Annotated in this window: 8 protein-coding genes; 7 read left to right on the plus strand and 1 reads right to left on the minus strand. The window is 72.7% G+C overall.

From position 1 onward, the window contains the following. Window positions 1-47: 47 nt before the first annotated feature. Genes ACN265_RS24900 through ACN265_RS24910 form a run of 3 tightly spaced genes read left to right on the plus strand, consistent with a single transcriptional unit; the run spans window position 48 to window position 3,600 of the window. Window positions 48-650: a DUF4956 domain-containing protein gene (locus ACN265_RS24900; RefSeq protein WP_357928873.1), complete on the plus strand. Its 603-nt coding sequence runs from the start codon at window positions 48-50 to the stop codon at window positions 648-650. Then, entirely contained in the window at window positions 647-1,486 is an 840-nt protein-coding gene (locus tag ACN265_RS24905; RefSeq protein WP_421409847.1) for a polyphosphate polymerase domain-containing protein, read from the plus strand. The genes ACN265_RS24900 and ACN265_RS24905 overlap by 4 nt, the downstream gene beginning before the upstream one ends. Further along, a complete protein-coding gene (locus ACN265_RS24910) occupies window positions 1,477-3,600 on the plus strand; it encodes a CotH kinase family protein (RefSeq protein WP_421409849.1) in 2,124 nt (707 codons plus the stop codon). The genes ACN265_RS24905 and ACN265_RS24910 overlap by 10 nt, the downstream gene beginning before the upstream one ends. A gap of 58 nt (window positions 3,601-3,658) precedes the next feature. On the opposite strand, the gene ACN265_RS24915 is transcribed toward ACN265_RS24910, so the two are convergent. Next, on the minus strand, window positions 3,659-6,079 hold the full coding sequence (locus ACN265_RS24915; RefSeq protein ID WP_421409852.1) for an ATP-binding protein: 2,421 nt from the start codon (window positions 6,077-6,079) through the stop codon (window positions 3,659-3,661). A gap of 348 nt (window positions 6,080-6,427) precedes the next feature. Between ACN265_RS24915 and ACN265_RS24920 the strand changes: the two genes are divergently transcribed. From ACN265_RS24920 to ACN265_RS24935, 4 genes are all read left to right on the plus strand, one after another. Then, on the plus strand, window positions 6,428-7,720 hold the full coding sequence (locus ACN265_RS24920) for a hypothetical protein (protein WP_421409854.1): 1,293 nt from the start codon (window positions 6,428-6,430) through the stop codon (window positions 7,718-7,720). A 498-nt stretch (window positions 7,721-8,218) separates the two neighbouring features. Further along, window positions 8,219-9,523 carry an MFS transporter gene (locus ACN265_RS24925; RefSeq protein ID WP_421409857.1) on the plus strand — a complete coding sequence of 435 codons (1,305 nt, stop codon included), beginning with the start codon at window positions 8,219-8,221 and terminating at the stop codon, window positions 9,521-9,523. Continuing rightward, window positions 9,520-11,337, plus strand: a complete 1,818-nt coding sequence (locus tag ACN265_RS24930; protein WP_421409858.1) for a prolyl oligopeptidase family serine peptidase — start codon at window positions 9,520-9,522, stop codon at window positions 11,335-11,337. Before ACN265_RS24925 ends, ACN265_RS24930 begins: the two co-directional genes overlap by 4 nt. A 246-nt stretch (window positions 11,338-11,583) precedes the next feature. Next, on the plus strand, window positions 11,584-13,569 hold the full coding sequence (locus ACN265_RS24935) for a RiPP maturation radical SAM C-methyltransferase (protein WP_420117761.1): 1,986 nt from the start codon (window positions 11,584-11,586) through the stop codon (window positions 13,567-13,569). The last annotated feature ends 1 nt before the right edge of the window (window position 13,570 follow it).

Raw genomic sequence — 13,570 nt, forward strand, 5'->3', positions numbered from 1 at the left:
AGGCGGTGCCGGACCGGCACGCCGACGAGCCAGGAGGAACCAGAGACATGACGCAGGTCGTCCTGTTCGCGATCGACATCTGCGCGGTGGCGCTGCTCGTGTTCGGGCTCTACTTCCCCCGACATCGACGCCGCGACCTCGTCGTCGCCTACCTGGGGGTCAACATCGGCGTCCTCGCGGTGGCCAGCGCCCTGAGCGCCAGCAACGTCGGTGCCGGGGTCGGGCTGGGGATGGCCCTGTTCGGCGTGCTGTCCATCATCCGGCTCCGCTCGACCGAACTCGACCAGCACGAGGTGGCGTACTACTTCTCGGCGCTCGCCCTGGGCCTGCTCGGCGCGCTGGGCACCCGCTCGGTCTGGCTCAACGGCGGGCTGATGGCGCTCATCGTCGCGGTGATGTTCCTCGGCGACCACCGCCGCGTGTTCCGGCACTACCGGCACCAGGTCCTGGTGCTCGACTCGGCCCTCACCGACCACGTCGCCCTCGTCGCCCACCTGGAACAGCTGCTCAACGCCCGGGTGCACGTCGCCACCGCCCAGCGGGTCGACCTGGTCAACGAGACCACCGTGGTCGACGTGCGCTACTCGGTGGCCCGTCGTACCCCGGCGTCCACCCCCGGTTCACCGGCGCCGGCGGGAGCACGTCGATGACCGCGCCGCCGTTCACGTCGGTGCTGGCCGACCTGCCCCGCGTCGAACTCGCCGAGCTGATCGACCGGGCCGCGCTGCAGAGCCGGGTGGACCGCAAGTACGTCGTTCCGCTGGACGAGTTGCCGGGCCTGCTCGACCGGATCGCCCCGTACGCCCGGGTGCTGGACATCGGCGGCACCCGCACCTTCCGTTACGAGTCGGTGTACTTCGACACCCCGTGCCTGGCCAGCTACCACGGCGCGGCGTACCGGCGGCGGCGGCGCTTCAAGGTGCGCACCCGCACCTATCTCGACTCGGCGGAGTGCTGGCTGGAAGTCAAGATCAGCGGAGCCCGGGGGCTGGTCACCAAACACCGGCTGCCCTACCGGACGGAAGACCGTCGTACCGTCCGGTCGGGGCGGGACTTCGTCGACGAGGCACTCGACCGCGAGTCGATCCGGTCCGCCCCCGCCGGTGGTCAACTCGAACCGGTGCTGGTGACCGGCTACCGGCGCACCACGCTGCTGCTGCCGGCGACCGCGAGCCGGGTCACCATCGACACCGACCTGCACTGGCAGGACGACCGCCGGACCCTGGGTCTGCCCGGGGTCGCCGTGGTCGAGACCAAGACCCGGTCGGCGGCCGGCCCGGTCGACCGGCTGCTGTGGCAGCGCGGCACCCGACCCGCCCGCATCTCGAAGTACGCCACCGGCCTGGCCGCCCTGCGACCGGACCTGCCGGACGTGCCGTGGCGGCGCACGCTGCGCCGCCACTTCCGCGACGCCACCGGCTCGGCGGCACCGGCCCCGGCCCCCACCACCACCCCCCGAGTCACCCAGGAGACATCGTGCGTCTGACCGTTCGCCCGCCCACCCGGCGTGCCGTCGGGATCGCGGCCGTGGCCGTGCTCCTCACCGGACTCCTCGTGCCGCACACGGCACAGGCCGGACCATCCGCCGCGACCGCCGGCCCGCCCGCCGCCCGCGCCGGGGTCACCACCGGCCTGGACACCTCCGCCGCCGACGCCGTCGCCGCCGCCGGGGCGGCGGACGAGCTGGTCGGCGACATCGTCTTCTCCCGGCCGAGCGGCACCTTCCAGGGGGAGGTGACGGTCTCGCTGAGCACCGCGATCGGCGGCGCGCAGTTGCGGTACACCACCGACGGCCGGCTGCCCACCGCCCAGTCGCCGCTGTACGCGGGCACGCCGCTGCGGTTCACCCGCACCACCCAGCTACGCGTGCAGGCCTTCGTCGGCCAGACCGCCTCCGGTGCACCGGGGACCGCCATGTACGTCGCCCAGAACGTCGCCACCGCCCACGACCTGCCGGTGGTCCTGCTCGACTCGTACGGTGCCGGCAAGCCCGGCCGCGATTACCTCGACGCCACCGCCATGGTCTTCGAGCCGGGCGGCGGTGGCACCACCTCGCTGGCCGCGACCCCGACGGTCGCCACCCGCGCCGGGTTCCACCTGCGCGGCCAGTCGTCGGCGTCGTTCGAGAAGACGCCGTACCGCGTCGAACTGCGGGGCAACGACAACGACGACGCCGACTACCCGGTGCTGGGCATGCCGGCCGACTCCGACTGGGTGCTGCGCGGCCCGTTCAGCGACAAGGCGTTGATCCGGGAGGCGCTCGTCTACGATCTCGGGCGCGAGATGGGCATGCCGGCGCCGCGGTACCGGTTCGTGGAGTTCTATCTCAACACCGACGCCGCCCCGGTGGCCGCCGGTGACTACATGGGCGTCTACATGCTGGTCGAGACGATCAAGAACGCCAAGAACCGGCTCGACCTCAAGCAGCTCGACGAGGACGACCTGACCCTGCCCAAGATCCAGGGCGGGTACATCTGGAGCTTCGAGTGGCTGGCCGCCGAGGAACCGACGCTGACCTGCACCGGTGCGGCGGCGACCTGCTGGAACTACCTGGAGGTGCGGGACCCGTCACCGTTGCAGGCGCCCCAGCGGGACTGGCTGCGGGGCTACGTGCAGGAATTCCACGACGTGCTGCGGGCACCGAACTCCGCCGACCCGGTCACCGGCTACCGGAAGTACATCGACGTCGACTCGTTCGTGGACCAGATGGTCCTCAACGAACTCAGCCGGGAGATGGACTCCTACATCCGCAGCGCGTACTTCTACAAGGATCGGGACACCAAGATCTTCGCCGGCCCGCTGTGGGACTACGACCTCACCTTCGGCGTCGGCGGCTACTTCGGCAACGACCAGATCGCCGGCTGGCAGTACCAGCAGACCCGGCAACCGCTGGCCAACGACTGGTTCCCGCAACTCGTACGCGATCCGGCCTTCGTCAACCAGCTCCGGTCCCGCTGGCAGACGCTGCGCCGGGGCCCGCTCGCCGACACCGCCCTGCAGACCCGGATCACCGCGCTGGCCGCGCCGTTGACCAACGCCGCGCAGCGCAACTTCCAGCGCTGGCCGAACCTGACCGCGCCGATGGTCGGCCCCTTCTACACCCCGACCGCGTCCACCTGGCAGGGCCAGGTCCAGGCCATGCGGGACTGGATGCTGCGCCGGGCGGCCTGGTTGGACTCCACCGCCGGCTGGGGCGGCCCGGTCACCACCCCGCCCCCGTCGCCCACCACCACCCCACCGCCCACCACCCCACCGCCCACCACCCCACCGCCGTCCACCACGACCCCGCCGCCGGGCACCGCCCGCTGCACCGCGACGTACACGGTGACCGGCCAGTGGACCGGCGGGTTCCAGGGCGAGGTACGGGTCACCGCCGGCACCTCGGCGATCAGCAACTGGGCCGTGACCTGGACGTACACCAACGGCGAGCGGGTCACCCAGGCCTGGAACGCGACAGTGACCAGCCAGGGCGCGACGGTGACCGCCCGTAACGTCGCCTACAACGGCACACTCGCCGCCGGCGTCAGCACCTCGTTCGGGTTCCTCGGCTCGTCCACCGGCGGCCCCGGCGTACCGGTGCCGAGCTGCACGACGGGTTGACCCCGGGCCACCTGGCACCGGCCGGTCCCCGCCGCCGGTGCCGGGTGGCGTCGGGTCGTCAGTCCCCGGCCGCGCTCCCGGTCATCGCCCGGGCCAGCCGCTCCCGGACCCGGGCGGCGTCCGGGTGACCGAGGTCGTCGAAGATGTCCAGCGCCCGCCGCCAGGTCCGCAGGGCACCGTGGACGTCCCCCGCCGCCTGCCGGGTCTCACCGAGCCGGGTCAGGGTGTCGGCCTCGTCGTACCGGTCACCGATGCGCCGGTACAGCGCCAGCGCCCGACCGTAGCAGCGGATCGCCCGCCGGTGCTGGCCCAGCCGGTCGTGGATGAAGCCCAGGCTGTCCCAGGTGTTCGCCTCGCCGTGCCGGTCGCCGGTCGGGCGCAGCAGCGTCAGCGCCTGGGAGCAGTGCTCCAGCGCCGGCCCGTACTGGCCGAGTTGGGCGTGCGCCCAGCCGACCCCGTTGCGGGCGCTGGCCTCCCCGGCCAGGTGGCCGGCGGCCCGGTAGAGCGCCAGCGCCCGCTGCCCGTGCTCCAGCGCCTCGGCGTACCGGCCGAGCCCGTCGAACATCGCCCCGAACGCCCGGTGGGTGCGCGCCTGCCCGGTGTGGTCGCCCAACGCGCCGAACAGGATCAGCGCCTCCCGGTAGTGCGCGACCGCCTCGTCCAGCCGACCCAGCCGGCAGAGCACCCGGGCCAGGTCACGGTGGGCGTTCGCCTGCCCCACCCGGTCCCCCGCCTGCTGCGCCCCGGCCAGGGCGGCCTGCTGGGCGGCGGCCAGGTCCAGCCAGTTCCCCCGGCGCTGGAGGAAATCCACCAGGGTCCAGGCCAGTTGCCAGGCATGGCCGTCGAACCCGGCACGCCTCGCGTGTGAGACCGCCGCCAACAGCACCGGATACTCGGTGGTGAACCAGGCCAGGGCCGGACCGTGGGCGGTCAGCTCCTCGGGCGTCACCCCGGGCGGGACGGCGGCCAGCGTCACCGGGTCCCGACCGGGTTGCAGCAGCAGCGCCGCCGTGTGCGCGGTGTGCAGGTAGTGGTCGAGTCCACGCCGGACCGCCGACTGCCGCTCCTCGGCGAGGTCGAGGCTCTCGGCCAACTCGCCCGCGTACGCCCGCAGCAGGTCGTGCGCGGTGAACCGGCCGGGCGCGTGTTCGGTGACCAGGTGGGCGTGGGCCAGTTCGGCCAACAGCCGGGTCACCTGGCTGCGGGGCAGGCCGGCCAGGCTGGCCGCCGCGGCGATCCCGATGTCCGGCCCCGGGTGCGAGCCGAACAGCCGGAACAGTCGCGCCGCCGCCGGGGTCAGGTTCCGGTACGACCAGGAGAAGACCGACTGCACGTCCGTCCCGGTGTCCCCACCGTCGAAGGAGTCGAGCAGGCGCGGCGACTCGCGTAGCTCGTCGACGATGGTGGCCAGCGGGAACGTGGGGTGCGCCGCCCCGCGCGCGGCGAGCACGGCCAGCGCCAGCGGCAGCCGTACGCAGCGTTCGATCATCTCGTCGACCGCCTGCGGTTCGACGGTCAACCGGTCCGGGCCGAGCCGCCGGGCCAGCAGCTGCCACGCCTCGGCGGTGCTGAGCAGGTCGACGGCGATCTGCCGGGCCCCCTCGGCGGTGATCAGCCCGGCCAGCCGGTTGCGGCTGGTGACCAGGAACAGGCAGCCGGGACTGCCGGCCAGCAGCGGCCGTACCTGCTCGACGTCGCGGGCGTTGTCCAACAGCACCAGCATCCGCCGGCCGGCGAGCAGGCTGCGGTAGAGCCCCACCTGGGCGGGCAGGTGGGTGGGGATCCGCTCGGGCGGCACCTCCAGGGCCTCCAGGAAGCCCCGTACCGCCTCGGCGGGTGTGACCACCGCGCCGGTGGCGTCGAATCCGCGCAGGTCGACGTAGAGCTGCCCGTCGGGGAAGCGGTCGGCGACCCGGTGGGCCCAGTACACCGCCAGGGTCGTCTTGCCGACGCCGGCCGTACCCGACAGCGTCATCGTGGTGGTCGACTGGCCACCGCCGGGCGTGCCGTGGTCGGCGCAGCCCGCGTCGAGCTGGGCGAGCTGCGCGGCGCGCCCGACGAACCCGGGCAGCGCCGGGGGCAGTTGGCGGGGCACCGGTAGCCGGGCCGGCGCGCCCCCGGCCCGGCTACCGGTGCCCCGGGGGCGGACGACCGCGCGACCGGCCCGGCCGGTGGACGGGTGTTCCGGGCTGGCGAGCCGGCGACGCTCCTCGACCCGGTCCCGCGCGGTGGCCAGTGCCCCCTGCTCGGCGGGGCTGGCCCCGAGCAACCGGATCAGGGTGTCGAAACGCTCCGGCGGGGGCAGGATGTTCCCGGCGAAGTACTCCCCGATCACCCCCCGCGACCAGCCGGTCTTCGCCGCGAGCTGGCGGTAGGTCAGCGGGGTCTCGCCCTGTTGCCGGGCCTCCCGGCGGCGGAGCTGCCGCAGCAGGGCGGCAAGTTCCTGAACGGTGTTTATCCCGGTGTCCAGTGGGGACATCGGGGACGCCGAACGGACTGTCCCGGCCATCGGCTGCCGAGCGCCCGAAGGGACCCGTTGGTCGGTCATACGGCCTCCACCCCCCGGCCATCCGTCGCCCCGGATTGCCGACAGGGGGAGGGTATGACCGGCGGCACAGCGTCGGGTAGGCGACCGCCGATGTATGACAGTTCCATGTCGGTCCGGTTTCGCCTGCCGCCGCCGCCCGGCGTCCGTCCCCCGTCCGTCCGGCGCCGTCCGGGGGTGTCCGGTGGTGTCCAGGATGCACTGCCGGACACCACCGGCACCTGCCAATGTCCCCAGGGCGGGTCGAGGCCCGCACCACGAAGCCCTGGGGAAGGGGTACGTATGTCTCGTCCACAACCGACGGTGCTGCGGTCGACCGGGCTGCTGCGTCGGGCCGCCGCCGCGGCGTTCGGCGTCACCATGCTCGTCGCGGGGGTGGCCACCGCACCGGCCACCGCCGCGCCCGCTCCCGCCGCCGGGGGCAAGGCGACCGCCGCCGGCTCGTTCATCGACAGCACGCCAGTGCCGGGCGGCTTCGCCTCCTGGAAGGAGCTGCTCGAACTCCAGCAGCGGATGAACAACGCCGCCGCCCGGATCACGAAGATCGCGCAGCGCGACGCGAAGTCCGGTTTCGCCGGTGTGATCGCCGATCCCACCGCCCGGAAGCTGCAGGTCTTCTGGAAGGGCGAGGCGCCGGCCGGCCTGGTGGCGACCAGCCGGGCCACCGTGCCGACCGAGGTGCTGCCCGCCGCGTACACCCGACGGGAGTTGGACGTCGCGGCGGCCAAGCTGCGCCGCTCGGCCGGTGACAAGATCACCACGGTCGGGCCGCGGGCCGACGGCGCCGGACTCCTGGTCGGTACGCAGAGCGGCCTGCTCGGCGCGGCCAGCATGGCCGGCGTCCCGGTGACCGTGCAGACCGGGGTCTCCGCCTCCCCCGCCAGCCGGTGGGACGACACCGCGCCGTGGTGGGGCGGCGGCGCGTGGCGCAACGCCACCACCGGTGGCGGCTGCTCGACCGGCTTCGGGGTCTTCCAGGGCGGGTCGGCGCGGATGCTCTCCGCCGCGCACTGCGGCAACATCAACAACGCCGCGACCGACCCGACCGGGCAGTCGATCGGCATCGTCGGCACCCGCAACGCCGGCACCGACACCCTGCTGCTGTCGGGCAGCTCAGGCGGTCGGGTCTTCAACAACAGCACCGACGCCAACGGCGCGGTGGTCAGTGAGTTCAGCAACCAGGTGATCGGCGCGCAGGCCAGCCAGGTCGGCAACTTCGTCTGCACCTCCGGGGCGTACTCCGGGACCCGCTGCTCGATCCAGGTCAAGGCCCGGAACCTGTGCATCAACGTGCGTGACTTCGGCACGGTCTGCGGCCAGGTCCAGGCGGAGAGCACCACCCGCACCAACGCGGTCGGCCAGGGCGACAGCGGCGGCCCGGTGGAGATCGTCAACCCGGCGAACACCCTCCAGGTCTGGGCCACCGGCACCAACACCGCCATCGACGACGGCGGCGCGGCGACCGCCTGCACCGGCTACCGGCCCACCGGCCGGGTCTGCGCGTGGCGGATGTACTACGAGGACATCATCTCCGGGATGGCGGGCGTCGGCGCCTCGGGTGTGATCCTCGGCTGACGGATCCGGTCCCCGGTGAAACGGGGGGCTGGCGGAGGAGGGTGGACCGGCGCGACCCCGTGCGCCGGTCCACCCGACGGCCGGGTCGGTACGCGTGCCTCGCGTACCGACCCGGCCGTTCGCCGTCGACAGGTCGGAGCGGGATTCACGGAATCGTCAACCGGCACGGCGGCATCATCTTGTGACATCGTCGTACGTCACTAATTCACGACAAATGACGGCGGGGTGAAAACAACCGACGTCATCCGCCGACCGAAGGCTCGACGGGTAGTGCAGATACTTTGACAGAGGCGCACAAGCTGCCCATCATCCGCACAACCGAATAACTGCCATAACTGGCCGTATTTGAATCCTTGCTTTCCGCACACGACATTGTTAGCCTCGTACGCACCCCGCTCCCCATTGCGGGTCGAAATTGTCACCCGGATCACGCGAACTCGTACCGAAAGATCTCGCACACGGATTTGGGAAAAACATGGAAACTGTGCGGCCGATGCCATGACAGCCACTCCCACCGCAGCGGTGCAGCCGGGCGAGAGTTCCCACCGGGGCGGCGATTTCCACCGCTACTGGATCGCCGGGGCGATCGACCAGATCGGATCGCAGGCCACCGGCATCGTGCTCCCGCTGCTCACCCTGGCCGTGACCCGGTCACCGGCGGCGGCCGGGCTGGTGGGCGCGCTGGCCCTCACCGGTCGCCTCGTCGCCGCGCCGGTGGCGGGGGTGCTGGCCGACCGGCTGCCGCGCAAACGCATGATGGTCGTCTCGCTGCTGGTCGCGGCCGGCGCGATGACCGCGATCCTCGTCTCCGTCGCGGCCGGCGTGCCGACCCTCGGGCTGCTGGCCGCCGCCGCGTTCGTCGAGGGGGTCGCACAGAGCGGTTACGAGGCCGCCGGTTCCGGCGCGATCCGGCGGCTGCTGCCCGCCGACGACCAGAAGGCGCTGGCCCGGCTGGAGGCCCGCAACAACGCCGCCCGGATCGTCGGCCCACTGCTCGGCGGCGCGCTCTACCAGCTCGCCCGCTGGCTGCCGTTCCTGGCGGACGTGGTGTCCTACCTGGTCGCGGCGGGTATGGTGGCCACCATCCGCACCGACCTCACCCCCGAACGCAGGGAGCGCACCTCGTTCCGCTCCGACCTGCGGGAGGGGCTGCGGTTCGTCTGGCGGCAGCCGTTCCTGCGGTTCGTGACGATCTGGGCGGCCGGCATCAACGTCACCTTCGGCGCGCTGGTCTACTACGCCATCCTGACCGCCGGCCGGCAGGGCGCACCGGCCGCGTCGATCGGCCTGATTCTCACCATCGCCAGCGTCGGCGGCCTCGCCGGCGCGCTGGCCGCCCCGCTGGTCTTCAGCCGGGTCCGGCCGGTCACCGTCATCGTGTTCGCCTCGTGGGCCATGGTCGGGCTGGTCGTCGCGATGTCCCAGGCCCGGCAGACCTGGAGCTACGGCCTGCTGTTCGGGCTGGTCTTCCTGCTCAGCCCGCTGCTCGGGGTGATCTTCCAGTCCCGGGTGATCGCGTTGACTCCCGACGGGCTCCAGGGTCGGGTGGCCACCGTGATGGGCACCGTCGGCGAGGTGCTCCAGACGCCCGCACCGCTGCTGGCCGGGGTGCTGGTCGCCTGGTACAGCCCCGCCACCGTCGCCCTGGTGTTCGCCGCCGCGCTGGCGCTGCTGGCCACGTACACCACCCTCGTCGTGCGCCAGCTCCGCGCCGGCTCCGGCGCGACGGCCGGCACCGACGACGGCGCCGCCGCCGACGGCGCCGCCGGGGCCAGCTCCGACCCCGAGGAGGCCCACCGATGAGTCGCGGCCACCGGCTCTTCTACCCGGCGCTGCCGGTCGTCGCCGAACACGCGCCGCACCGGGCCGTCTACGTCGGCGACGCCGACGGCCGCTGCGAGATCCTGGCCTGGGACCGGGCCGCCGGCACCGCCCGGCAGGTGACCGACCGCCCGGCCGGCACGGTCCGGGCGGCGCTCGACCCGGCGGGGGCCACCATCTGGTGGTTCGACGACGATCTCGGCGGCGTGGGCACCTGGCGGACCTGCGACTTCGACCGGCCCGACCGGTCGGTCGAGGCGCTGCCGTCGGTGCTGCCCGGCCGGCACGCCGGCATCGCGATGGCGGCCGACGGCACCACCGCCGTCGGCCTCTCCGACGACGGCGGGATGACCGTCTTCCTGCGTACCGGCGACGGTCGGGTCGACGAACGCGTCCACGTCGGCGGCTACGCCTACCTGGTCGACCTCGACCCGGCCGGGCGGCTGCTGGTGGTCGGCGGCGACGCCGCCACCGATCCGGCGGTCACGGTGTTCACCGCCGACGGCACCCGGGTGGCGGGCATCCCCGGTGGGCCGGACCGTCGGGTGTGGGCGCTCGGCTTCGCACCGGGCGTCGACCCGGCCCGGCTGCTGCTGGTGGTGGAGGACGAGGGGGGTTACCTCCCGGCCACCTGGACCGCCGCCGAGGGGGTGGTGCGGCACGGGTGGTGCCGCTTCGACACCGAGATCACCGCCGGCTGGTTCCCCGACGGGCAGCGGCTGCTCGTCCGGCAGGACCGGCACGCCCGCACCCTGCTGCACGAGGTGGACCTCGCCGCCCGCACCCGGGCGGTGGTCGACACCCCGCCGGGCAGCGTCCTGGACGCCGCGGTCTGGCCCGACGGTGACGTCGCGTACGTGTGGACCGACTCGGTGACCCCGCCGCAACTGCGCTCCGTGCGGGGGGTGGAGCTGCCCGAACCCCCCGGCGGCCGGCCCGATCCGGGCGGACCGGACGCGGTCGCGGCACCGGCGGACTACCGCCGCGAGGAGATCCGGGTGCCCGGACCGGGCGGCGCGATCCCCGCCCTGGTGGCCCTCCCGGCCGACCGGGAGGGCCCCCGGCCGGCCGTCTTCCTGGTCCACGGTGGGCCGTTCCAGCACGCCCGCGACGCCTACGACCCGCTGGTCGAGATCCTGGTCAGCACCGGCTGCGCGGTGGTCCGGGTCAACTACCGGGGCTCCAGCGGGTACGGCGCGGCCTGGCGCAACGACTTCTCCGCCGGGGTCGGCCTCACCCAGTTGGAGGACCTCGCCGCGGTCCGCGCCCACCTGGTCGCCGAGGGGGTCGTCGAGGACCGGCGCACCGCCCTGTGGGGCACCTCGTGGGGTGGCTACCTGACCCTGCTCGCGCTCGGTCGGCAACCGGAACTGTGGCGGCTCGGGATCGCGATCAGCCCGGTCGCCGACTACGTCGCCGCGTTCGAGGCGGCCACCCCGGCGCTGCGGGCGCTGGACGTGCTGCTGTTCGGCGGCACCCCGGACGAGGTGCCGCAGCGCTACGCCCGCTCCTCGCCGGTCACCTACGTCGACCGGGTCCGGGCACCGGTGCTGCTGGCCGTCTCCACAGGTGACGTGCGCTGCCCGCCGGCGCCGGTGGAGCGCTACGCGCGGCTGCTGGCCGAGCGCCGCGTCCCGCACCAGGTGGTCCGGCGGCGGGCCGGACACGAGGACTTCGACGCGCAGAGCCACCTGGCTCTGATGCAGACCGTGCTGCTGTTCATGCAGCGGCACTTCGACGGCGTGCAGGACGAAGGCACCCCGGTCGCGCTCGCGATGGCGCGACCGGTGGGCTGACCCCGGCACGTGACCCGGTCCCCGCGATACGGAGAGGAGGTGAACGACATGCGCAAGAACGTTGTCGAGAACGACCCGATCAACGGCAACCGCGACCAGCTTCGGGCCTCGAACGTCACGGTCACGGTCACGGTCAAGGTCAGCTTCTAGCGGCCGTACGGGGTGTGGGCCATCCGCCCAGGCAGGTGGCCCGCGCCCCGTATCCCCGTCATCCGGTGCCCGACATCACGAGAAAGGAGAGTTCACGTGCGGGTTCTGCTGGTCAATACGCCCTGGACTTCCATAGACGTCCCCTCGTTGGCGGTTGGAATCCTCACCAACAGTGTCCGCCAGAAATTGCCGGATGCCGAGGTGGAGGCCGTCCACGCGAATCTCGACTTCGTCGACTGGGTGGTCGACCGGACGGAGTTCGGGCTGAGCGACTATTACTACTACTCGTTGTTCACCTATTTCGCCGGCTGCGGCGACTGGGTCTTCTCCTCCGCGCTGTACGACGATCCGCAATGGCGGGTGAAAGAGTTCACCGACCGGGTCCGGACCCAGATGACGGAGCGGGAACTCGCGCTCAACCTGGAGCTGCACCGGTTGGCGCCGGAGTTCGTCGCCGAGCTGGCCGACCGGATCGTCGCCCGGGAACCCGACGTGGTCGGCTTCACCTCCACGTTCCAGCAGAACGCCGCCGCGCTCGCCACGGCCCGGGCGGTCAAGAAGCGGGCGCCCGGCATCCGTACGGTGATGGGCGGCGCGAACTGCGACGGCGAGCAGGGCGCCGCGATCCACCGCAACTTCGCGTTCGTCGACTACGTGGTCCGTGGCGAGGGCGAGGCGGTGTTCCCCCGGCTGCTCGCCGCGATCGGCGCGACCCTGCCGGCAGCCGGCGCGACGCCGCCGACCGCCGACCCGACGCCACCGGCGGCCGGCGCGGCGGTACCGGCGGACGCGTTGACCGGCATCGAGGGTCTGTGCTGGGCCGACGCCGACGGTCGTTCGGTGGCGAACCCGATGAGCAGCAAGCCGCTGCCGCCGGCCGAGATCGTCGCCCCGGACTACGGGGGCTACTTCGAGCGGCTGGCCGCCTCCCGGGCCCGCAACTGGGTCGAGCCCCGGCTGGTCGTCGAGGGCGCGCGGGGCTGCTGGTGGGGCGAGAAGCACCACTGCACGTTCTGCGGCCTCAACGGATCGTTTATGCAGTTCCGCAGCAAGCACCCGGGCAGGTTCTACGACGAGATCATCGAGCTGGTCGAGCGGCACCAGGTGCTGGACATGTTCGTCGTGGACAACATCCTCGACATGAGCTACGTGACCTCGCTGCTGCCCCGGCTCACCGAATCCGGCTACGACCTGCGGTTGCAGTACGAGATCAAGTCGAACATGAAGGGCCCGCAGGTGCAGGCGTTGGCCGACGCCGGCCTGGTCAGCGTGCAGCCCGGCATCGAGAGCCTGAGCAGCCGGGTGCTCAAGCTGATGGACAAGGGGGTCAGCGGCTGCCTCAACATCCGGATGCTGCGCGACGCCGAGACCAGCGGGATCACCATCGCCTGGAACTATCTGTACGGGTTCCCGGGCGAGACCGACGCCGACTACCTGCCGGTCATCGAGCAGATGCCGGCCCTGCACCACCTGTGCCCGGCCGACGGCAGCACCCGGATCGCCATCGAGCGGTTCAGCCCGTTCTTCGTCCGCCCCGAACTCGGCTTCACCGACCTGCGGCCGGCGGCGCAGTACCGGCTGATCTACGACCTGCCCGAGTCGGAGCTGATGGACCTGGCGTACCTGTTCGACGTCCCGCCGCAGGGCATCGACGGCGAGACGGCCGACCGGCTGGACCGGGCGGTCACGCAGTGGCAGCACGAGTACGCCCGCAGCCGGCTCACCCACCACGACCTCGGCGACGAGATCGTGCTGGTCAGCCGGCGCAAGCACTTCGACTGGCACGTGCTGCGGCTGACCGACCCGGTCGAGGTGGCCGTCTTCCGGCAGCTCGACCAGCCGCACGGCATCGCCGCGTTGAGCCGGCGGCTGTCGGTCGACGAGCCGGTCCTTACGGCGTTGCTGCGGCGCTGGCGCGATCTCGGCCTGGTCTACGAGGACGCGGGGCAGTTCATCCAGATCGCCCCCCAGGCGATGAACCAGGATCTGCTGCGCATCGATCACCTGCACCTGGAACGTGCAGCCGCGGAGACCAGGGCCGCCGCCGAGGCGGGCGAGCCGGCCGTGCTCACCGCGGTCTGAG

This window comes from Micromonospora sp. WMMD730, assembly GCF_049178955.1.
In the GTDB taxonomy this organism is placed as follows: Bacteria; Actinomycetota; Actinomycetes; order Mycobacteriales; family Micromonosporaceae; genus Micromonospora; species Micromonospora wenchangensis.

Excerpts from the sequence above, each read along its gene's own strand:
- ACN265_RS24930 (WP_421409858.1), top strand. The coding sequence starts at position 9,520 with ATGAGTCGCGGCCACCGGCTCTTCTACCCGGCGCTGCCGGTCGTCGCC.
- ACN265_RS24905 (WP_421409847.1), top strand. The coding sequence starts at position 647 with ATGACCGCGCCGCCGTTCACGTCGGTGCTGGCCGACCTGCCCCGCGTC.
- ACN265_RS24925 (WP_421409857.1), top strand. The coding sequence starts at position 8,219 with ATGACAGCCACTCCCACCGCAGCGGTGCAGCCGGGCGAGAGTTCCCAC.
- ACN265_RS24915 (WP_421409852.1), bottom strand. The coding sequence starts at position 6,079 with ATGTCCCCACTGGACACCGGGATAAACACCGTTCAGGAACTTGCCGCC.
- ACN265_RS24900 (WP_357928873.1), top strand. The coding sequence starts at position 48 with ATGACGCAGGTCGTCCTGTTCGCGATCGACATCTGCGCGGTGGCGCTG.
- ACN265_RS24920 (WP_421409854.1), top strand. The coding sequence starts at position 6,428 with ATGTCTCGTCCACAACCGACGGTGCTGCGGTCGACCGGGCTGCTGCGT.